Annotated in this window: 10 protein-coding genes; 7 read left to right on the forward strand and 3 right to left on the reverse strand. The window is 63.0% G+C overall.

Annotation, left to right across the window (positions count from 1 at the left end; genetic code table 11):
- Positions 1–48: 48 nt before the first annotated feature.
- Together AEQ63_RS01865 and AEQ63_RS01870 are read left to right on the forward strand one after the other, a co-directional pair.
- A complete protein-coding gene (locus AEQ63_RS01865; protein ID WP_064361568.1) occupies positions 49–13,047 on the forward strand; it encodes a non-ribosomal peptide synthetase in 12,999 nt (4,332 codons plus the stop codon).
- A 204-nt stretch (positions 13,048–13,251) separates the two neighbouring features.
- Positions 13,252–14,076: an alpha/beta fold hydrolase gene (locus tag AEQ63_RS01870; protein WP_064361569.1), complete on the forward strand. Its 825-nt coding sequence runs from the start codon at positions 13,252–13,254 to the stop codon at positions 14,074–14,076.
- A 111-nt stretch (positions 14,077–14,187) separates the two neighbouring features.
- On the opposite strand, the gene dsbG is transcribed toward AEQ63_RS01870, so the two are convergent.
- The 3 genes from dsbG to dsbD are packed head-to-tail and all read right to left on the reverse strand — an operon-like array spanning position 14,188 to position 17,548.
- Complete coding sequence (gene dsbG / locus AEQ63_RS01875; protein WP_064361570.1) at positions 14,188–14,958, reverse strand: thiol:disulfide interchange protein DsbG; 771 nt, start codon at positions 14,956–14,958, stop codon at positions 14,188–14,190.
- A complete protein-coding gene (locus AEQ63_RS01880) occupies positions 14,934–15,815 on the reverse strand; it encodes a TlpA disulfide reductase family protein (RefSeq protein ID WP_064361571.1) in 882 nt (293 codons plus the stop codon). Before AEQ63_RS01880 ends, dsbG begins: the two co-directional genes overlap by 25 nt.
- Entirely contained in the window at positions 15,815–17,548 is a 1,734-nt protein-coding gene (gene dsbD / locus AEQ63_RS01885; protein WP_064361572.1) for a protein-disulfide reductase DsbD, read from the reverse strand. The genes AEQ63_RS01880 and dsbD overlap by 1 nt, the downstream gene beginning before the upstream one ends.
- A 155-nt stretch (positions 17,549–17,703) precedes the next feature.
- Between dsbD and AEQ63_RS01890 the strand changes: the two genes are divergently transcribed.
- The 5 genes from AEQ63_RS01890 (at position 17,704) to AEQ63_RS01910 (ending at position 22,270) form a co-directional block, all read left to right on the forward strand.
- Positions 17,704–18,384 (forward strand): response regulator, encoded by a 681-nt coding sequence (locus tag AEQ63_RS01890; RefSeq protein WP_042607836.1) that lies wholly within the window; start codon positions 17,704–17,706, stop codon positions 18,382–18,384.
- The gene (locus tag AEQ63_RS01895; RefSeq protein WP_042607835.1) at positions 18,384–19,706 is read left to right on the forward strand and encodes an ATP-binding protein; all 1,323 of its coding nucleotides are present in this window, start codon (positions 18,384–18,386) and stop codon (positions 19,704–19,706) included. Before AEQ63_RS01890 ends, AEQ63_RS01895 begins: the two co-directional genes overlap by 1 nt.
- A 215-nt stretch (positions 19,707–19,921) precedes the next feature.
- A complete protein-coding gene (locus tag AEQ63_RS01900) occupies positions 19,922–20,443 on the forward strand; it encodes a GNAT family N-acetyltransferase (RefSeq protein ID WP_064361573.1) in 522 nt (173 codons plus the stop codon).
- Between the two features lie 106 nt (positions 20,444–20,549).
- On the forward strand, positions 20,550–21,962 hold the full coding sequence (locus AEQ63_RS01905; protein WP_064361574.1) for an aspartate aminotransferase family protein: 1,413 nt from the start codon (positions 20,550–20,552) through the stop codon (positions 21,960–21,962).
- A gap of 83 nt (positions 21,963–22,045) precedes the next feature.
- On the forward strand, positions 22,046–22,270 hold the full coding sequence (locus AEQ63_RS01910) for an MbtH family protein (RefSeq protein ID WP_041478467.1): 225 nt from the start codon (positions 22,046–22,048) through the stop codon (positions 22,268–22,270).
- Positions 22,271–22,384: the final 114 nt, after the last annotated feature.

Here is a 22,384-nt window from a genome sequence, read left to right on the forward strand (position 1 = left end):
CGCAGCCACCCGATTCCACTTGCAAGCCGAATTCAGGCAGGAAACCTCATGACCGACGCGTTCGAACTCCCCAGCACCCTGGTCCATGCCCTCAAGCGTCGTGCGGCCCTGACGCCGGACCGACTGGCCTTGCGTTTTCTCGCCGAAAACCCTGAGCAGGCTGTGGTGCTCAGCTATCGCGAACTGGATCAACGCGCGCGCGCCATCGCCGCTGCATTGCAGGCCGAGGCCGGTTTCGGTGAGCGCGCGGTGCTGCTGTTCCCCAGTGGCGCGGATTACGTCGCGGCGTTTTTCGGCTGCCTGTATGCCGGTGTGATTGCGGTGCCGGCCTATCCGCCGGAATCCGCCCGGCGTCACCATCAGGAACGCTTGCTGTCGATCATCGCCGACGCCGAGCCCAGGCTGTTGCTGACCAGCGCCGACCTGCGCGATGCCTTGCAGCAAATCGAGGGCGCGCCGCCGCTGTTGTGCGTCGACACCCTCGACAGCGCACTGGCCGAGCGCTGGGTTGAGCCGAGCCTGCCGCCCGAGCACATCGCCTTCCTGCAATACACCTCCGGCTCCACCGCGCTGCCCAAGGGCGTGCAAGTCAGCCACGGCAATCTGGTCGCCAACGAACTGCTGATCCGTCACGGTTTCGGCATCGACGTCAACCCGGACGACGTCATCGTCAGCTGGTTGCCGCTGTATCACGACATGGGATTGATCGGCGGCCTGCTGCAGCCGATCTTCAGCGGCGTGCCGTGCATTCTGATGTCGCCGGCATACTTCCTCGGCCGGCCATTGCGCTGGCTGGAAGCGATCGCCGAATACGGCGGCACCATCAGCGGCGGGCCGGATTTCGCCTACCGCCTGTGCAGCGAGCGGGTCAGCGAATCGGCGCTGGAACGCCTCGATCTGAGCCGTTGGCGCGTGGCCTATTCCGGCGCCGAGCCGATCCGCCTCGATACCCTTGAACGCTTTGCCGAGAAATTCGCTGCCTGCGGTTTCAGTGAACAGAGTTTCATGGCTTCGGACGGTTTGGCCGAGGCGACCCTGTTTGTCGCCGGCACGCCGCGCGGCAACGGCATCCCGGCGCTGCGCGTGAACGATCAGGCGCTGGCACAAACCCGCGCCGAGCCGGGCGACGGCAGCGCGATCATGAGCTGTGGCACCAGCCAGCCGGAACACGCGGTGCTGATCGTCGAACCGAATACGCTCAAGGAACTGGCGGACAACGCGGTCGGTGAAGTCTGGGCCGCCGGCCCGAGCATTGCCCACGGCTACTGGCGCAATCCCGAAGCCAGCGCCAAGACCTTCGTTCAGCACGCCGGCCGCACCTGGCTGCGCACCGGTGATCTGGGCTTTGTCCGTGACGGCGAATTGTTCGTCACCGGGCGTCTGAAAGACATGCTCATCGTCCGCGGGCACAACCTCTATCCGCAGGACATCGAGCAGACCGTCGAACGCGAAGTCGAAGTCGTGCGCAAGGGCCGCGTCGCAGCCTTCGCAGTCACTGACGACGGTGAAGAGGGCATTGGCATCGCCGCAGAAATCAGCCGCAGCGTGCAGAAAATCCTCCCGCCGCAAGCGCTGATCAAAGCCATTCGCCAAGCCGTCGCCGAGGCGTATCAGCAAGCCCCAAGCGTGGTGGTGCTGCTCAATCCGGGCGCGTTGCCGAAAACCTCCAGCGGCAAACTGCAGCGCTCGGCATGCCGCAATCGTCTGGCCGAGGGCAGCCTCGACAGCTATGCGCTGTTCCCGTCGACCGCTGCCGAAACCCAGACTGCGACCCGTAGCACTTCGGAGCTTGAAACGTTGATCGGGCAAGTCTGGGCCGAGCACCTCAACGTCAAGCAGGTCAACGCCGACGATCACTTCTTCCTGCTCGGCGGCAACTCGATCGCCGCGACGCAAGTGGTCGCGCGGGTTCGCGAAAAATTCGGTGTGGCGCTGAGCCTGCGCCTGCTGTTCGAAGCCCCCACCTTGTCCGCCTTCGCCGCCGCTGTGGCGCAGCAACAACAGGACGGTGGCAGCGCGCAGGGTGCTATCACCGCGCTGTCGCGCAGCGAGGCGATGCCGCAGTCGCTGGCACAAAATCGTCTGTGGATCACCTGGCAGCTCGACCCGCACAGCAGCGCCTACAACATTCCCGGTGGCCTGCGCCTGCGTGGGGAGCTGGACGAAGACGCCGTGCGCAGCAGCTTCCAGCAACTGATCGAACGCCACGAATCCCTGCGCACGCGTTTCTTCGAACGCGACGGTGTGGCATTGCAGCAAGTGCTCGCCGCCGCCGAATTCAATCTGCAACTGATCGACATCAGCGACCTGCCAGCGGCCGAGCGTGAAGCCCGGGCCGAGCAGATTCGCGAAGACCAGGCGCGCACTCGGTTCGACCTGGAAAAAGGCCCGTTGCTGTGGGTGACCCTGGTGCGTCTCGACGATGAAGAACATCAACTGCTGGTGACGATGCACCACATCATCGCCGACGGCTGGTCGCTGAATATTCTCCTCGACGAGTTCTCGCGCCTCTACGCCGCCGCTGCGCAGGGTACAACGGCAAACCTGGCAGTGCTGCCCACGCAATACGCCGACTACGGCAACTGGCAGCGGCAATGGCTGGCGCAAGGCGAGGGCGAGCGGCAACTGGCGTACTGGAAAGCGCAGTTGGGCGATGAGCATCCGACACTGGAGCTGGCTACCGATCATCCCCGCTCGGCCAGACTAAACCACAGCGCTGCGCGCCACAGCGTGCGCCTGAGTGCCCAGCTCAGCGAGGCGATCCGCCAGACCGCGCAGGCGCACCAAGCCACGCCGTTCATGCTTCTGCTCGCCGCGTTGCAGAGCCTGCTGCACCGCTACAGCGGTCAGCGCGACATTCGCATCGGCGTACCCAATGCCAACCGTCCGCGCCTGGAAACCCAAGGCCTGATCGGCTTCTTCATCAACACCCAGGTATTGCGTGCACACGTCGATTCGCGCCTGCCGTTTGCCGAGTTGCTGAGCCAGACCCGCCAGGCCGCACTCGGCGCCCAGGACAATCAGGATCTGCCCTTCGAGCAACTGCTTGAAGCCTTCCCGCAGGCCCGCGAACAGGGTCTGTTCCAGGTCATGTTCAACCATCAGCAGCGCGACCTCGGTGCACTCAAGCGCTTGCCCGGTCTGCTCGCCGAAGAGCTGTCGTGGCACAGCCGCGAGGCCAAGTTCGATCTGCAATTGCACAGTGAAGAAGACCGCAACGGACGTCTGAGCTTGTCGTTCGACTACGCCAGCGAACTGTTCGACGCCGCGACCATCGAGCGACTGGCCGAGCATTTCCACAATCTGCTCAGCGAAGTCTGCGAACGGCCTCAGCAGGCCATCGGCGATCTGCGCCTGTTGACCGCCAGCGAGCAACACCAGCAGAAGGACTGGAGCGTCGCACCGTGCACCGCGGCGCAACAGTGGCTGCCGGAGCTGCTCGACCAGCAACTGCATAAAACCCCGCACCGCACCGCGCTGGCGTGGGAGACCGGTAGCCTGGATTTTGCCGAGCTGCACGCGCAAGCCAACCGGCTCGCCCATTACCTGCGCGACAAAGGCGTCGGCCCGGACGTGTGCGTGGCCATCGCCGCCGAGCGTTCGCCGCAACTGCTGATCGGTCTGCTGGCGATCATCAAGGCTGGCGGCGCCTATGTGCCGCTTGATCCGGAATATCCGGCCGAGCGCCTCGCGTACATGCTCAGCGACAGTGGCGTCGAACTGCTCCTGACCCAGACCGAACTGCTTGAGCGCCTGCCAGCCAGCGACGGTGTCAGTGTGATCGCCATGGACGCGTTGCACCTGGAAAAATGGCCGAGCCATGCACCGGGCCTGCATTTGCACGGCGACAATCTCGCCTACGTGATTTACACCTCGGGTTCCACCGGGCAACCGAAAGGCGTCGGCAATACCCACGCAGCGCTGGCCGAGCGCCTGCAATGGATGCAGAACACCTACGCCCTCGATGAAACCGACGTGCTGATGCAAAAAGCGCCGATCAGTTTCGATGTCTCGGTGTGGGAATGCTTCTGGCCGCTGATCACTGGCGCGCGTCTGCTGATTGCCGGCCCCGGCGAACACCGCGATCCCCATCGCATCGCGCAACTGGTTCAAGAACATGGCGTGACCACGCTGCACTTTGTGCCGCCGCTGCTCTCGCTGTTCATAGATGAACCGCTGAGCGCCGAATGCACCAGCCTGCGTCGGGTATTCTCCGGCGGTGAAGCACTGCCGGCCGAACTGCGCAATCGTGTCCTCGCGCAACTACCGGCGGTGCAACTGCACAACCGTTACGGCCCGACTGAAACTGCGATCAACGTCACGCACTGGCATTGCACCAGCGCCGATGGCGAGCGCTCGCCGATTGGCCGGCCGCTGGGCAACGTGATCTGCCGCATCCTCGATGCCGATCTCAACCCGGTTCCAGCGGGAGTGCCGGGTGAGCTGTGCATCAGCGGCAGCGGTCTGGCCCGTGGCTATCTCGGCCGTCCGGCGTTGACCGCTGAACGTTTTGTCGTCGATCCATCGGGCGAGCAGGGCGCCCGCTTGTACCGTACTGGCGACCGTGCGCGCTGGACGTCCGACGGTGTGATCGAATACCTCGGCCGTCTCGATCAGCAGGTCAAGCTGCGCGGCTTTCGGGTTGAGCCGGAAGAAATCCAGGCGCGGCTGCTCGCTCAGGAGGGCGTCGCCCAAGCCGTGGTGCTGGTGCGCGAAACCGCTGCCGGTGGGCAACTGATCGGCTACTTCACGACAACCGATTTGCCTGAAGATGCCGATGAGCAAATCGCTCGCCTGAAAGTCGCCTTGGCCGCCGAGCTGCCGGAGTACATGGTCCCGGCGCAACTGCTGCGCCTCGACGCGATGCCGCTGAGCCCCAGCGGCAAACTCGACCGCCGCGCCTTGCCTGAACCGCAATGGCAGGTGCGTGAACACGTCGAACCGGTCAGCGAACTGGAGCAACAAATCGCAGCCATCTGGCGTGAAGTGCTCAGCCTCAATCAGATTGGCCTGAGCGACGATTTCTTTGCCCTCGGCGGTCACTCGCTGCTGGCCACTCAGATCATCTCCCGCACACGTCAGGCCTGTGACGTCGAACTGCCGCTGCGCACGCTGTTCGAGCACAGCGAACTGGGCGATTACGCCGAACAGATCCGCCAGATCCAGGCCAGCGGCCGCACCAACCAACAGTTGCCGATCGGCAAAGTCGATCGCAGCCAAGCGGTGCCGTTGTCCTATTCGCAGCAGCGCATGTGGTTCCTCTGGCAGATGGAACCGGACAGCCCGGCGTACAACGTCGGTGGCATGGCGCGCCTGCGTGGCGTGCTGCATGTCGAGCATTTCGAGGCCGCGTTGCAGGCGCTGATCCTGCGTCACGAAACCCTGCGCACAACGTTCCCAAGTGTCGACGGTGTCGCCCGCCAGCAGGTGCATGCCGAGACCGGCGTGCGCATGGGCTGGAAGGATTTCTCCAGCCTGCCGGCGGCTGTGCGTGAACAACAAGTCCAGCAACTGGCCGATGCAGAAGCGCACCAGCCGTTCGACCTGGAAACCGGCCCGCTGCTGCGCGCCTGTCTGGTCAAGACTGCCGAGCACGAGCATTACTTCGTTCTGACCCTGCACCACATCGTCACCGAAGGCTGGGCGATGGACATCTTTGCCCGTGAACTCAGCGCGTTGTACGAAGCGTTCGTCGATGAGCGCGAATCACCGCTTGAACCGCTGCCGGTGCAATACCTCGACTACAGCGTCTGGCAGCGCCAGTGGCTGGAATCCGGCGAGCGTCAGCGCCAACTCGACTATTGGACTGCACAACTAGGTCGCGAACATCCGCTGCTGGAATTGCCCGGCGACCGTCCGCGTCCACCGGTGCAAAGCCACCAGGGCGAGCTGTTCCGTTTCGATCTGAGCGACGATCTCGCCGCGCGGGTGCGGGCGTTCAACGGGCTAAACGGTCTGACCCTGTTCATGACCATGACTGCCGCACTCGCCACGTTGCTCTACCGCTACAGCGGCCAGACCGACCTGCGCATCGGCGCGCCGGTGGCCAACCGCATCCGCCCGGAAAGCGAAGGGCTGATCGGTGCGTTCCTCAACACCCAGGTGCTGCGTTGCCAGCTCGACGGGCAGATGTCGGTCGGCGAATTGTTCGAGCAAGTGCGCCACACGGTGATCGAAGGCCAGTCCCATCAGGATCTGCCGTTCGATCATCTGGTCGAAGCCTTGCAGCCGACGCGCAGCGCCGCTTACAACCCGCTGTTCCAGGTGATGTGCAACGTCCAGCGCTGGGAGTTCCAGCAGAGCCGCACGCTGGCCGGCATGACCGTCGAGTATCTGGCCAACGATGCGCGGGCGACCAAGTTCGACCTCAATCTGGAAGTCACCGACCTCGACCATCGCCTCGGTTGCTGCCTGACCTACAGCACCGATCTGTTCGACGAACCGACCATCGCGCGCATGGCCAGGCATTGGCGCAACCTGCTTGAAGCGTTGATCGCCAATCCGCAGCAACGGCTCAGCGAATTGCCGTTGCTCGATCAGCCTGAGCAACAGCAACTGCTCGACAGCCTCGGCATCGAGCCGGGCGAGCATCGTCTCGATCAGTGCATCCATCATCTGTTTGCCGAACAGGCACTGGCGCGCAAAGACGCGCCAGCGCTGACCTTCGCCGGGCAGACCCTGAGCTACACCGAGCTCGATGCCCGCGCCAATCGCTTGGCCTGGGCGCTGCGCGAACGCGGGGTCGGCCCGCAAGTGCGGGTGGGTCTGGCGCTGGAGCGTTCGCTGGAAATGGTCATCGGCCTGCTGGCGATTCTCAAGGCTGGCGGCGCCTATGTGCCGCTGGATCCGGAATACCCGCTTGATCGTCTGCACTACATGATCGAAGACAGTCGCATCGGCCTGCTGCTCAGCGATCGGGCGATGTTCGAAGCCCTCGGCGAGTTGCCGCCAAGCGTGGCGCGCTGGTGCCTGGAAGATGACAGCGCCGGGTTGGCCGACTACCCGGCCAGCGAGTTGCCGTTTATCAGCCTGCCGCAACATCAGGCTTATCTGATTTACACCTCGGGCTCGACCGGCAAACCGAAAGGCGTGGTGGTCTCCCACGGCGAAATCGCCATGCACTGCCAGGCCGTGATCGAACGCTTCGGCATGCGCCCGGACGACTGTGAACTGCATTTCTATTCGATCAACTTCGACGCCGCCACCGAACGTCTGCTGGTGCCGCTGCTCAGCGGTGCGCAGGTGGTGTTGCGGGCGCAGGGCCAATGGGACGCGGAAGAAATCTGCGGTTTGATTCGTACGCATCGAATCAACGTCCTTGGCTTCACGCCAAGCTACGGCAGCCAGTTGGCGCAGTTTCTCGCCACGCAGAACCAAGTCCTGCCGGTGCGGATGATCATCACCGGCGGCGAAGCGCTGACCGGCGAGCATCTGCAGCGCATCCGCGCGGCGTTCCAACCGGCGCAGTTCTTCAACGCCTACGGCCCGACCGAAACCGTGGTCATGCCGCTGGCCAGTCTGGCGCCGCAGGTGCTGGAAGAGGGCGCCGGCAGTGTGCCGATCGGCAGCGTGATCGGCGCGCGGGTCGCGTACATTCTCGACGCCGACCTGGCGTTGGTGCCGCAAGGTGCGACCGGTGAACTGTTCATTGGCGGCGCCGGTCTGGCCCAGGCCTATCACGACCGTCCGGGCATCACCGCCGAGCGTTTCGTCGCTGACCCGTTTGCCGCTGATGGCGGACGCATGTATCGCACCGGCGACCTGGTGCGCCAGCGTGCCGATGGTCTGGTCGAGTATCTGGGCCGGATCGACCATCAGGTGAAGATCCGTGGTTTCCGTATCGAGCTGGGCGAAATCGAAACGCGCCTGCTCGATCACCCTTTGATCCGCGAAGCCGTAGTGCTGGCGCTGGACGCACCGAGTGGCAAGCAACTGGTGGGTTACCTGGTGACCGACGTAGCCGAGCAAAATCAGGCGCAACAAGCGGAACTGCGCGAGGCACTGAAGACTCACCTCAAGGCGCAACTGCCGGATTACATGGTGCCGACCCACCTCATACTGCTAGCGAGCATGCCGCTGACCGCCAACGGCAAACTCGACCGCCGCGCCTTGCCGGCACCGGATCCGCAGCTCAATCGGCAGGACTACGTCGCGCCAAGCAACGCGCTGGAGCAGACCCTGGCGCAGATCTGGTGCGATGTGCTCAACGTCAGGCAGGTCGGTCTCAGCGATAACTTCTTCGAACTTGGCGGTGATTCGATTCTGTCGATTCAAGTGGTCAGCCGCGCGCGTCAGCAGGGTATTCACTTCAGCCCGCGTGATCTGTTCCAGCATCAGACCGTGCAGACGCTCGCTGCAGTTGCCAGTCGCACGCAGCAAGTGACTGCCGAGCAAGGTCTGGTCGACGGCGAGTCGCGTCTGACACCGATTCAGCACTGGTTCTTCGATACGGATATCCCCGAGCGTCAGCACTGGAATCAGGCGCTGTTGCTGGAACCGACTGTGCCGCTCGCGCCGCAACGTTTACGCCAGGCTTTGCTGGCGGTGATCGAGCAGCACGATGCACTGCGTCTGCGTTTCAGCGAAACCGATGGCGTATGGCGAGCAACGCATCAAGCGCTGACGGATGAGGATGTGCTGTGGCAATCCAGCGTCGATTCGCTGGAACAGTGCGAAGGCCTGTTCGCCGACGCGCAACGCAGCCTGCACCTGCACAATGGCCCGTTGCTGCGCGCGGTGCTGGTCGATGTCGCTGATGATCAGCAACGCCTGTTTATCGCCATCCACCACTTGGTGGTCGACGGTGTTTCCTGGCGCGTGTTGCTCGACGATCTGCAAACGGCGTATCGCCAACTCGACGCTGCGCAGCCGCTGAAACTGCCGGCGAAAACCAGCGCCTTCAAGGACTGGGCCGCGCGTTTGCAGGCCTACGCTGGCAGCGAATCTCTACGTGAAGAATTGAGCTGGTGGCAAGCGCAACTGGCCGGCTCGAGCGCTGACCTGCCTTGCGAGAATCCGCAGGGCGGCGGGCAGAATCGTCATGCGCAAACCGTCAGCGTGCGCCTCGATGCCGAGCGTACCCGGCAGTTGCTGCAACAGGCGCCGAGCGCGTACCGCACCCAGGTCAACGACCTGCTGCTGACCGCACTGGCCCGCGTGCTGTGCCGCTGGAGCGGCCAGCCGTCGGCACTGATTCAACTGGAAGGTCACGGTCGCGAAACCCTGTTCGACGAGATCGACCTGACCCGCACGGTCGGCTGGTTCACCAGCGCCTACCCGCTGCGCCTGACTCCGTTCACCATCGAAGAGGCCGCCGGGCAGGGCGCTTCGATCAAGGCGATCAAGGAACAACTGCGCGCCGTGTCGCACAAAGGTCTCGGTTATGGTGTGCTGCGCTATCTCGCCGATGACGGTTGCCGGCAGAGCATGGCTACGCTGCCGAGCGCGCCGATCACCTTCAATTACCTCGGCCAGTTCGACCAGAGTTTTGCCAGCGATGCGCTGTTCCGTCCGCTCGATGAGCCGGTCGGTGCCGCCCACGACCCACAGGCGCCGTTGCCGAACGAGCTGAGCGTCGACAGTCAGGTGTATGGCGGCGAATTGCTCCTGCGCTGGACCTTCAGCGCCGAGCGTTATGACGCGCAGACCATCCACGATCTGGCCGATGCTTACGTCGGTGAGCTGCAAAGCCTGATCGAACATTGCCTGCAGGACGGGGCCGGCGGTCTGACGCCGTCGGACTTCCCGCTGGCAAAACTGACCCAGACGCAACTCGACGCCTTGCCGGTGCCGGCCGCACACATCGAAGATGTCTATCCGCTGACGCCGATGCAGGAGGGCATGCTCCTGCACACCCTGCTGGAACCGGGCACCGGTCTGTATTACATGCAGGATCGTTATCGCATCAACAGCGAACTCGATCCCGAGCGTTTCGCCCAGGCCTGGCAAGCGGTGGTCGCGCGTCACGAAGCGTTGCGCGCCTCGTTCTGCTGGAACGTCGGCGAAGACATGCTGCAAGTGATTCACACCCCGGGTCGCACGCCGATCGAGTATCTGGACTGGAGCGCCGTCGCCGAACCCGAGCAGGAACCGAAACTGCAAGCGCTGCTGAAAAGCGAGCGCGAGGCCGGTTTCGATCTGCTCAATCAGGCGCCGTTCCACCTGCGCCTGATCAAGGTCGGCGCGGCGCGCTACTGGTTCATGATGAGCAACCACCACATCCTCATCGACGCCTGGTGCCGTTCGCTGCTGATGAACGATTTCTTCGAGATCTACACCGCCCTCGGCGAAGGTCGTGAAGCGCAGTTGAGCGTGCCGCCGCGTTATCGCGATTACATCGGCTGGCTGCAACGGCAGAGCCTGGCCGAAGCGCGGCAGTGGTGGCGGCAGAATCTGCAGGGCTTCGAGCGCACCACGCCGATCCCGAGCGACCGGCCTTTCCTGCGCGAGCATGCCGGTGAAAGCGGCGGCATGATCGTCGGCGACCGCTACACCCGCCTGAATGTCGAGGACGGTGCGCGGCTCCGCGAGCTGGCGCAGGCCCATCAATTGACCGTCAACACCTTTGCCCAGGCGGCGTGGGCTCTGGTTCTGCGACGCTTGAGCGGTGATCGCGACGTGCTCTTCGGCGTGACCGTGGCCGGGCGCCCGGTGGACATGCCGGAAATGCAGCGCACCGTCGGCCTGTTCATCAACAGCATCGCCCTGCGGGTGAAGATGCCTGCGGACGATCAGCGCAGCAGCGTGCGCCAGTGGCTCAGCGCGTTGCTCGACAGCAACATGCAACTGCGCGAGTACGAATACCTGCCGCTGGTGAACATCCAGGAACAGAGCGAATTGCCCAAAGGCCAGCCGCTGTTCGACAGCCTGTTCGTGTTCGAAAACGCTCCGGTGGAAGTCTCGGTGCTGGATCGTGCACAGAGCTTGAACGCGACCTCGGATTCCGGCCGGACCCACACCAACTTCCCGCTGACAGCGGTGTGCTACCCGGGCGATGACCTTGGTTTGCACCTGTCGTATGACCAGCGTTATTTCGACGAGTCGACGGTCGAGCGCATGCTCGCTGAGTTCAAGCGGTTGCTGCTGGCACTGGTGGACGGCTTTCATGGCGACATGGCCGACTTGCCGCTGCTGGGCGACGAAGAACGCGATTTCCTCCTGCACGGCTGCAACCAGAGCGGCCACGACTATCCGCTGGAGCAAAGCTACGTGGCGCTGTTCGAAGCGCAGGTCGCGGCGCATCCGCAGCGCATTGCCGCCAGTTGCCTCGATCAGCAATTGAGCTATGCCGAGCTGAATCACAACGCCAACCGCCTGGGTCATGCGCTGATCGCCGCCGGGGTGCGCATGGATCAACCGGTGGCGCTGCTGGCCGAGCGTAATCTCGACCTGCTCGGCATGATCATCGGCAGCTTCAAGGCCGGCGCCGGTTACCTGCCGCTGGACCCGGGCCTGCCGAGCCAGCGCCTGAGCCGCATCATCGAGATGAGCCGCACGCCATTGCTGGTATGCAGCGCCGCCTGCCTTGAACAGGCGCAGAGTTTGCTTGAGGAGTTTGGCTGTTCGAATCTTCCGCGCCTGCTGGTGTGGGAAGAGGTGCAGGTATCGGGGACGGCGACTGAGAATCCCGGCATTCACAGCAGCCCGGATAACCTCGCTTATGTGATCTACACCTCGGGTTCGACCGGTCTGCCAAAAGGCGTGATGGTCGAGCAGCGCGGCATGCTCAACAACCAGTTGAGCAAACGCCCGTACCTCGGCTTGAGCGAGGCCGACGTGATCGCGCAGACCGCTTCGCAAAGCTTCGACATTTCCGTCTGGCAGTTCCTCGCCGCGCCGTTGTTCGGCGCGCGGGTCGACATCGTGCCGAACACCATCGCACACGATCCGCAAGGTCTGCTGGCGCATGTGCAGGCGCAGGGCATCACCGTGCTGGAGAGTGTGCCCTCGCTGATCCAGGGCATGCTCGGCGCTGACCACATGAGCCTCGACGGTCTGCGCTGGATGCTGCCGACCGGCGAAGCGATGCCGCCCGAACTGGCGCATCAATGGCTGCTGCGTTACCCGGACATCGGTCTGGTCAATGCTTATGGCCCGGCGGAATGTTCCGACGACGTGGCGTTCTTCCGCGTTGACCTGGCCTCGACGCGCGGCAGTTATTTGCCGATCGGCACGCCGACCGACAACAACTTGCTCTATCTGCTCGATGGTGCGCTGGATCTGGTACCGCTGGGCGCGGTGGGTGAACTGTGCGTGGCCGGCACCGGTGTCGGACGCGGCTACGTCAGTGATCCGCTGCGCACCGCGCCAGTGTTCGTGCCGAATCCGTTCGGCGCGCCGGGCGAGCGTCTGTACCGTACCGGCGACCTGGCGCGGCGCCGCGCTGACGGCGTGCTGGAATACGTCGGCCGCGTCGATCATCAGGTGAAGATTCGCGGCTTCCGCATCGAACTTGGTGAAATCGAAGCGCGCCTGCATGAACAGCCGGAAGTGCGCGACGCTGCGGTTGGCGTGCAGGAAGGCGTCAACGGCAAGCATCTGGTGGGTTATCTGGTTGCTGCCGATGCAGCGCTCAATCCGGGCGAACGCCTTGAACGGATCAAGCAGCGCCTGCGCGCCGAACTGCCGGAATACATGGTGCCGCTGCACTGGCTGTGGCTGCAGCAGATGCCGCTCAATGCCAACGGCAAACTCGACCGCAAAGCCCTGCCGGCGCTGGAGATCGGTCAATTGCAGAGCGAGGATTATCTCGCCCCGCGCAACGAGCTGGAGCAGACCCTGGCTGATATCTGGGCCGAGGTGTTGAAGGTGGAAAAGGTCGGCGTGCGCGACAACTTCTTCGAACTCGGCGGGCATTCCTTGCTGGCGACGCAAATTGCATCGCGGGTGCAGAAAGCCCTGCAACGCAACGTGCCGCTGCGCGCGATGTTCGAGTGCAGCACGGTAGAGGAACTGGCTGAGTACATCGATGGATTGGCGGCCAGTGATATTACCGAGGAGAAGGTGGATCGGTTGAATGATCTGATGGCGGAGTTGGAGGGGCTTTAGTTCTCTAGGGTTTGTACTGGCCCCATCGCGAGCAGGCTCACTCCTACAGTTGAAATGCATTCCAATTGTAGGAGTGAGCCTGCTCGCGATGGCGTCGGTGGATTCAACACAAATCAACGGTACATGACTGTACATTTCCACCCTTGACGGTCAACAACCGGCAGCTCAGTCTGCCGGTTCTGTTTTTTCTCGCGGAGGTGGTCGATGCCCTTTTTCACGGTTGACGGACAAGCACTGCACTACATTGATCAAGGCACCGGCCCGGCCGTGTTGCTCGCTGGCAGTTATCTCTGGGATCAGGCCATGTGGGCGCCGCAGATCGCCGCGCTGACCCCGCACTATCGCGTCATTGCCCTGGATCTGTGGGGGCATGGCGAGTCCGGCAAGTTACCTGAAGGCACCACATCGCTGGACGACATCGCCCTTCAGGCGCAGGCCTTGCTCGATCATCTGGACATCGACCGCGTCACCCTCGCCGGGCTATCGGTCGGCGGCATGTGGGGCACGCGCCTGGCACTGGCCGCGCCGCAACGTCTCAACGGTCTGGTGCTGATGGACACCTACGTCGGCGTCGAGCCGGAACCGACCCGGCAGTATTACTTCTCGCTGTTCAAGCAGATCGAAGACACCGGGACCATCTCCGAACAACTGCTGGACATCGTCGTACCGATCTTCTTCCGCCCGGGCATCGACCCGCAGTCGCCGGTGTATCAAAACTTCCGCGCAAAACTGCAGAACTATTCGCCCGAGCGTTTGCGCGAAAGCATCGTACCGATGGGGCGCATCACGTTTGGTCGCGACGATCTGTTGCCACGTTTGGGCGAACTCAACGCAGCGACCACGTTGGTGCTGTGCGGCGATCAGGACAAACCACGACCACCCTCGGAAGCCCGGGAAATGGCTGAATTGATTGGTTGCCCGTGTGTGCTGGTACCGGAGGCGGGGCATATCTCCAATCTGGAGAATCCCGGGTTTGTGACTGAGGCGCTGCTTGGCTTCTTGAGCGAGTGCAACAGACACACCGTGTGATCCAATCGCGAGCAGGCTCACTCCTACAGGTATCGCATTCTTGCTGAAGGAATGCAGTCAACTGTAGGAGTGAGCCTGCTCGCGATTGGGGCCGGTTCAGGCGATGAAAAACTACTTGGGCCCGAGAATCTTCACCAGCTTGTCCGGCGAAGGCGCGCCTTGCTGTTGTTGCAGTTCGCCTTTGTCGTCCAGGTAGAAAATCGCCGGAGTGGCCTGCAGTTCCAGGTCTTCCATCAATTGCATGTTCGCCGCGAGTTTGCTCTGCACGGCGACCGGAATGTCTTTGAGAGCCTTGAGCGCGCTGCCCTTGCCAGCCTTTTCGTGATCTTCCAGGGCCTTGGCCGGGTCTTTCGCCGCCAGCAGCGCGGCGGATTTGCCCGGGCTGTCTTCACGAATGATGCCGACCATGATGTGGCGCAACTGCACTTTGCCGGCCTTGACCCATGGCCGCGCCTGCTCCCAGAACATGTTGCAGTACGGGCAGTTCGGGTCGCTGAACAGGTACACCGTGCGCGGCGCATCCTTGTTGCCGTCCTGAATCCAGTTGCTCGCCTCGAACTTGGCCCAGACTTCCTTGGACATCGGCGCGTAAACCAGTTTTTGCAATGGCTCGCTGCTCAGGTCCTTGCCGTCGGCGTCGTACAGGTTGCCCACTACCACGTGTTTACCGTCCGGGGTCAGGTACAGCGCCATGCCGCGATTCTGGTATTGCGCGGCATACCCGCGCAGGCCATCGGGGGCGTCGAACTGGCCGACGATTTTCGCGCCCTTGGCTTCGATCTTTTTGATCGCCGCGGGCAGTTCTTCAGCAGCCTGCACCGACGGCAAGTGCAGCAGGGCAGTGCCCAGGGTCAGCGTCAGCAGGTGGCGGAGGCGGGGCATGGCAGTTTCCTTGCAGAGTTGGCCGGGGCAACGGCCTGATTCGGGCTTGAAGGTGAAGTGTCGAAGGTTTCCAGAGCGCGGGCGAGGCTGGCGTTCGACAGTTCACCGAGGTGACTGGTCAGCAAGCGACCGTCCGGGCTATAGAACAGCGTAGTCGGTAACGCCATGGATCCCACGGCCTGACCGAGACGGCCGTTGCGGTCGAACAGCACGTTGTTCAGGCTCAGGCCCTGGGTTTCCAGGAACGTCGCCACGCTTTGCATGCTTTCAGCCTGATTGACGAACAGAAACGTCAGATCCGGGCGCTGTTGCTGGGCGTTTTCCAGCACCGGCATTTCCCGCCGGCACGGCGGGCACCAGGTGGCCCACAGGTTGATCACCAGCGGGCCGCCCTGATAGTCACTGAGCCTGATGGTTTGCCCGGCGGCATTGCGCAGGGAAATGTCCGGCAGGCGCGTGCCTTGTTCGTAGATGTTCAGCGAGAGGGTGGCGAGCAGCCAGAACGCCACGCCACTGACCACACCAAAGCCCAACGGTCGGCGCAGACCGGGACGACGCCAGCCGCGATACAACGCCGCCAGCAGCAGAGCGATCACCCCGGGCCAGGCGAGGAATCCACCGTCGCGCAGATCGATGATCTGCCACGGGTCATTGCGATAATGCGACCAGTACAGCGCGACAAAGGCAATGCGCGCCGCAAGCATGCCCAGCAAAAACAGGCTGAACAGCGCCGACTCGGGGTTATCGCCACCGCGCTTGGCTACCCGCCAGCCGACAAATGTCGCCAGTGCCAGCGCACTGATCAGCAGCAGGTGGTTGAGCGCGATGGCAAAAGTGCCGAGGGTGAACGTCAGCATCAGTTGGCGTCTCGGGTAGTGGACCAGCGTTGCAGGAACGTGTCGGCATCGACCTCGCCGGTGATGCGCTGGCTGCGGCGTTCTTCACCGTCAGTACCGACCCAGATGAAAGTCGGCGGCCCGGGCACTTTATAGCGACCGAGCAGCTCGCGGCTGGCGGCGTTGTCGGCGGTCACATCCAGGCGCAGCAGGCGCACGTCGCTCAGTGCCTGCATGACCTTGGCCTCGCCGAATACCTTCTTCTCCATGACTTTGCACGACACGCACCAGTCGGCGTAGTAATCGAGCAGTACCCACTGGCCTTGGGCCTTGGCGGCGTCGAGTTCACGTTGCAGGGCGGCCGGTTCCTTGATGGTGGTGAAGGCGTCATGACCGCTTGGTGCGGCGCTGGCGACCCGGCCGGCGCTGTAAACCTGCAATGGCTGGTACGGATCATCACTGCCGCCAGCCGCACCGATCACCAGCAAGCTGCCCCACAAACCGAGCAACAGGGACAGGGCGCCGAACATCTGCGCGACGCGGCCAAATCCTTCGGACTGTTTCCAGGCGCTATAGGCGGCAATCAGCAGCAGCGCGCCACACAGACCCAGCCACAACGACGGATCCAGTACCGGGCGCAGCATCAGCAATGCGGTTGCGAGAAAGAGAAAGCCGAATATGCCCTTGAGCAGGTTCATCCACGCCCCTGGTTTGGGCAGGAATCGATTGCCCACGGTGACCAGCAGCAACAGCGGCACACCGATGCCGATGCCCAGTGCAAACAGAATCAGACCGCCGTGCAACGCGTTACCGCTTTGCGCGATGTACAGCAGCGCACCGGCCAGTGGCGCGGTCATGCACGGCCCGACCAGCAGACCGGACAATGCACCGAGCACACCGGCGCCGATCAGGCTGCCGCCGCTGCGGCTGCGTGAAGCGTGTTCAAGTCGATCACGCAGCGCCACCGGCAACTGCAGCTCGAAGAAGCCGAACATCGGCAATGCCAGCACCACGAAAATCGCCGCAAACGCACCGAGCAGCCAGGGATTCTGCAACCACGCCTGCAGGTTCGCACCGAGCAGAGCGGCAATCACACCCATCGCCGCATACACCAGCGCCATGCAGATCACATAGCTGCTGGCCAGGGCGAAGCCGCGCCGTGGTGTGGCGCCGCTGCCGACGATCATCCCGGCCAGAATCGGCAGCATTGGCAGTGAGCACGGGGTAAACGCCAACAGCAGGCCGAGGCCGAAGAACACCAGCAGACTCCAGCCCAGCGCCCGTTGTTGCAAGCTGCTGGCCAAGGCCTGATCCGGCGCTTCAGCGCCAGTTGTCGCTGCGGCTTTGCCGCCCAGGTCAATTACCCGGGTTTGCGGTGGATAACACAGGCCGGCATCGGCGCAGCCCTGGTAACTGACCTTGATCTGCCCGCTGGCCGTCGCCGGGATTTTCACTTCCAGGCCTTGGCGATACACCGGCTGCTCGCCGAAGAACTCGTCGCTATGGGATTCGCCTTCAGGCAACCCTGGCTGCTGATCGGCGGCCAGTCCGTCGAACTTCAAGCGTTTCTGATACAGGTAGTAGCCGTCGGTGATCTGCCAGAACAGCTGGGTTTCCCCCGACTCCACACGCTCGGAGGTGAGGACGAATGCCTTGTCGACGGGTAAAAAGTCCGGCTTGGACTCGAACGGATTGTTTCCGGCCTGGGCCAGACCGGAAATCAGTAAAGCAAACAGAAGAAAAAAATGACGCATGGAGGAGCCTTGTCCCTGTGCAATTGAGGTGCACAATGGGCAGCGGCGATTAACCGATGATTAACCGCGATGCCCTTGTCGCAGTGACGTTCGGCGCCATAATGTCAGCTTAATCGGCCAACCGCCTAATCCGCTTTTTTCCTGTGGGATTCACCATGCACGTACTGGTTTGCGAAGACGATGAGCTGATCGCCAGCGGCATCGTTGCCGGGCTCACGGCTCAGGGCCTGACCGTCGAGCACGTCAACACGGCGTCGAAAGCGCGGGCGATGCTCAAGGTCGCCGAGTTCGACGTGATGGTGCTCGATCTTGGCCTTCCCGACGAAGATGGCCTCAAGTTGCTCCAGCAATTGCGCCAGAGCGGCCTGGAGATTCCGGTGCTGATTCTCACCGCCCGCGATTCTGTGACGGATCGTGTCGACGGTTTGCAGGCCGGCGCCGACGATTACCTGCTCAAGCCTTTCGACCTGCGCGAACTGTTCGCCCGCCTGCAAACCCTGTTGCGCCGAGTGGCCGGGCGCAGCGTCAATCTGATCGAGCATGGCGCGCTCACCTACGACCCGAGCAGCCGGGAAACCCGCCTGGCCGGGCAACCGGTGGACTTGTCGCGCCGCGAGCAATCGCTGTTGCAGGCGCTGCTGCACAACCGCGGCCGCGTTTTGTCCACCGAGCAATTGAAGGACAGCGTCTATGGCTTCAACGATGAGCTGGAAAGCAATGCGCTGAACGTGCATATCCATCATCTGCGCAGCAAGCTTGGCAAAGGCATCGTCGAAACCGTGCGCGGTCTGGGCTATCGCCTCGGGCCTGCCGATGGCGGGGAGCAGGGCAAGTGATGAGTCTGCGCCTGCGCCTGAGCCTGACGCTCGGCGCCGCATTCGCGCTGATCTGGGCGCTGGCTGCGGCGTGGATGCTCAGCGATCTGCGCAATCAGATGATGTTTTCCCTCGACCAGCGCCTGGTTGCCTCGGCGCGCATGGTTGCCGGTCTGCTCGAGCAATTGCCGACGCTGCCGAGCAAGGGCGAAGGCACCCACTTCAGCGCCGAACAATTGAATATTCCCGGGGGGATGGCCTGTCAGGTCAGCTCATTGCGCGGCGAGATTCTTGCCCGTAGCCACAACAATCCCGAACAAGCACTGGAAGCGGAAAAAATGGGCTTCCACGATCAGATGATCGACGGCGCACCGTGGCGCAGTTTCACCCTGGCCCGCGGCGATGTGCGCATCACTACCGCAGACCGGCAGATCGAGCGTGAAGCGTTGAACATGTCGATCCTGCTCGCCGCTTCGGTACCGGTCGGCGTGGCCTTGCTGGGCTGTCTGTGCTTGCTGTGGCTGGGGATCGGTCAAGGCCTGGCGCCACTGAATCGTCTGCGCGAAGCGCTGATGCGGCGCAATGCCGATTCGCTTGAACCGTTGCAGTTGCAGGCGTTTCCCAGCGAATTGAAGCCGCTGCTGGAAACCCAGAACCAATTGTTCCAGCGCATCGGCAAGACCATCGAGCGTGAACGCCGCCTGACCGGTGACGCCGCGCACGAATTGCGCAGTCCGCTGACGGCGATCAAGACCCACCTGCAAGTCGCGCGCATGACCGATGGCAGCGCCCGCGATCAATCGCTGGCCCGCGCCGAGGAGGGTGCCGATCGCCTGCACCGCACCCTTGAACAGTTGCTGTTGCTGGCGCGGGTCGAAGGCAGTCTGTCATTCGATGACGGCTCGCAATGCAGCGCCGAGCAAGTGGCCAGGCTGGCGATTCAGGACGCCACGGGCGGTGAACGGCTGCGGATCAAACTGCACGTGCCGGACGAGCTGTCCGCCGCGCCGCTGCAAATGCCTGCAGTGCTGGCGATTGCTGCGCTGCGCAACCTGCTCGACAACGCTCTGCGCCATACGCCTGAAGATTGTGCGGTCGAGGTCAATCTCGAAAGCATCGGCAACCGTGTGCGCTTTGTCGTGCGCGACCATGGGCCGGGCATTGCGCCGGATGACTTGCAGCATCTGACTCAGCGCTTCTGGCGCAACGGCCAGAGCACCGGTTGCGGGCTGGGTCTGGCGATTGTCCAGGCGATTGTTCAGCGCTGCGACTGCGCCCTGCATTTCGACAGCCGCCCGGATGGCTTGCGGGTCGAACTGACCATGCCGTTGCAAGCCCTCTGATCTCACCTCAGATCCCCTGTGGGAGCGAGCCTGCTCGCGAATGCGGTAAGTCATTCAACATCGACGTTGACTGGCCTGACGCTTTCGCGAGCAGGCTCGCTCCCACAAGGGAACATGTTCTGCCACATGAAATGTAACTTCTCGCCGTTCGCTATCCGGCAGGGCCGGGGCTAAGGTCAACGCAGCTTGACTCAATGGATTGAGGGAACTGCGCCATGGAAGCACCCATCTGCATTCGTCCGGCCCGATTGGCCGACGCTGGCATCATCAGCCGCATTATCGAGCGTTCCATCCGCATCGGTTGCGCGCTCGACCACCGTAACGATCCGCCACGGGGCGGCACCTGGATCGCTCAGCAATCCGCTGACTTCATCAGCGCCCGACTCGCTGACCCCCACTTCCATTTATGTCTGGCTTTACTGGCGGACAAACCGGTCGGTGTCGGCATGGCCCAGGCCAGCGGCGAGATTTCCCTGTGTTACGTGCAGCCGGAATCCTTTCGCCGGGGCGTCGGACGGGCGCTGATGCAGGATCTCGAAGGCTGGTTGCGCATTCGTGGCGTGCAGGATGTTCACCTCTACAGTTCGCGCACCGCCGAGCCGTTCTATCGGCATCTGGGTTATCAACAAGCGGCGCCATCCGGCATCTGCGACGGCTTGCAGACCGTGCCGCTGCACAAACCTTTGTCCGCACCGGCCCGACAACTCGATCAAGGGTGTAAATCCGCGCCGCGCTGAAGCGTTTCCAGAACAGGAAAACCTGCAAGTGCGCCCCGCCACCGGAACGCGCACCTGTTGGTGTGCTGTTTTGGTCACTATCCATAGCGAATTGAGGGGTCGAGAGATGTCAGTCGCCACCAGCCTTATCGAAGAATCGTCGGCCCGGGTCGCCTCGGCACCAGCGGAGACGTTGTACGAATTCCACGAATCACCGTTGCTGGCGCGCCAGAGCCAGCAGGAGTCCAATGCACGCAGCTACCCTCGGCGTATTCCACTGGCGCTCAAGCGTGCCAAGGGCCTGTATGTCGAGGATGTCGAGGGGCGCACATTCATCGACTGCCTGGCCGGGGCCGGCACGCTGGCGCTGGGGCATAACCACCCGGTAGTGATCGAGGCAATCCAGCAGGTGCTCGCCGATGAATTGCCGCTGCACACCCTCGACCTGACCACGCCGGTCAAAGATCAATTCGTCCAGGATCTGTTCGGCTTGCTGCCGACGGAACTGGCGGCGCAGGCGAAAATCCAGTTCTGCGGCCCGACCGGCCCCGACGCCGTGGAGGCAGCGCTGAAACTGGTACGCACCGCCACCGGGCGCAGCACCGTGCTGTCCTTTTCCGGCGGTTATCACGGCATGAGTCAGGGCGCGTTGAGCCTGATGGGCAGCCTGGGACCAAAAAAACCACTGGGTGCCTTGCTCAGCAATGGCGTGCAATTCATGCCGTTCCCCTACGACTATCGTTGCCCGTTCGGCCTCGGCGGCGCGGCGGGCGTCAAAGCCAATCTGAGCTATCTGGAAAACCTGTTGAGCGATCCCGAGGCTGGCGTGCAGTTGCCGGCAGCGGTGATTGTCGAGGCGGTGCAGGGCGAAGGCGGGGTGATACCCGCTGATATCGAGTGGCTGCGCGGTTTGCGCCGGATCACCGAGAAGGCCGGTGTGGCGCTGATTGTCGATGAGATCCAGAGCGGCTTCGCCCGCACGGGCAAGATGTTCGCCTTCGAACACGCGGGCATCGTTCCGGATGTGGGGGTGTTGTCCAAAGCCAACGGCGGCAGCCTGCCGTGGGCGGTGGGGGTTTACCGCGACTGGCTCGACACCTGGCAACCGGGCGCCCATGCCGGCACGTTCCGTGGCAATCAGATGGCCATGGCCGCCGGTTCAGCGGTGATGCGCTATCTGGTAGAGCACAAGGTCTGCGAACACGCCGCCGCAATGGGGGATCGACTCAGCGAGCATCTGCGCATTCTGCAACGCGACTTCCCGCAACTGGGCGACGTCCGCGGGCGCGGCCTGATGCTCGGCGTCGAACTGGTCGACCCGAGCGGCCTACCCGCCGCGCTCGGTCACCCGCCGGCATTCGCACGTCTGGCGCCGCTGGTTCAGCGTGAATGCCTCAAGCGCGGCCTGATTCTGGAGCTGGGCGGCCGCCATGGCGCAGTGGTGCGTTTCCTGCCACCGTTGGTGATTACCGCTGCGGAAATCGACCGCGTCGCGGAGATTTTCGGGCGCGCTTTGGTCGCTGCCACCGCCGCACTGTAAATTTTTCCGCGCGGCGAACGTTCTTTCTACATACCCCGGCTGCACTCGTTGTACAGCCGACCTTACAACGATGGAGAACCAGCATGACGTCAGTATTCGACCGCGAGGACATCCTCTTTCAGGTCGTGGTCAACCACGAAGAGCAATACTCGATCTGGCCCGATTACAAAGCCGTGCCAGAAGGCTGGCGCACCGTGGGCAAGAGCGGCCTGAAAAAGGAATGCCTGGCCTACATCGAAGAAGTCTGGACCGACATGCGCCCGTTGAGTCTGCGTCAGAAGATGGATGCGCAAGTCGCGGCGCAATAAGCGACCGGGCAGAAAAAACCCGCTGGACCAATGAGGGTCGGCGGGTTTTTTCATGTCTGGAGAGTGGCGCTGTCAGTGCTGGCCTCTTCGCGAGCGGGCTCACTCCTACAGTTG

The organism is Pseudomonas sp. RIT-PI-o (assembly GCF_001297215.1).
GTDB lineage: Bacteria > Pseudomonadota > Gammaproteobacteria > Pseudomonadales > Pseudomonadaceae > Aquipseudomonas > Aquipseudomonas moraviensis_A.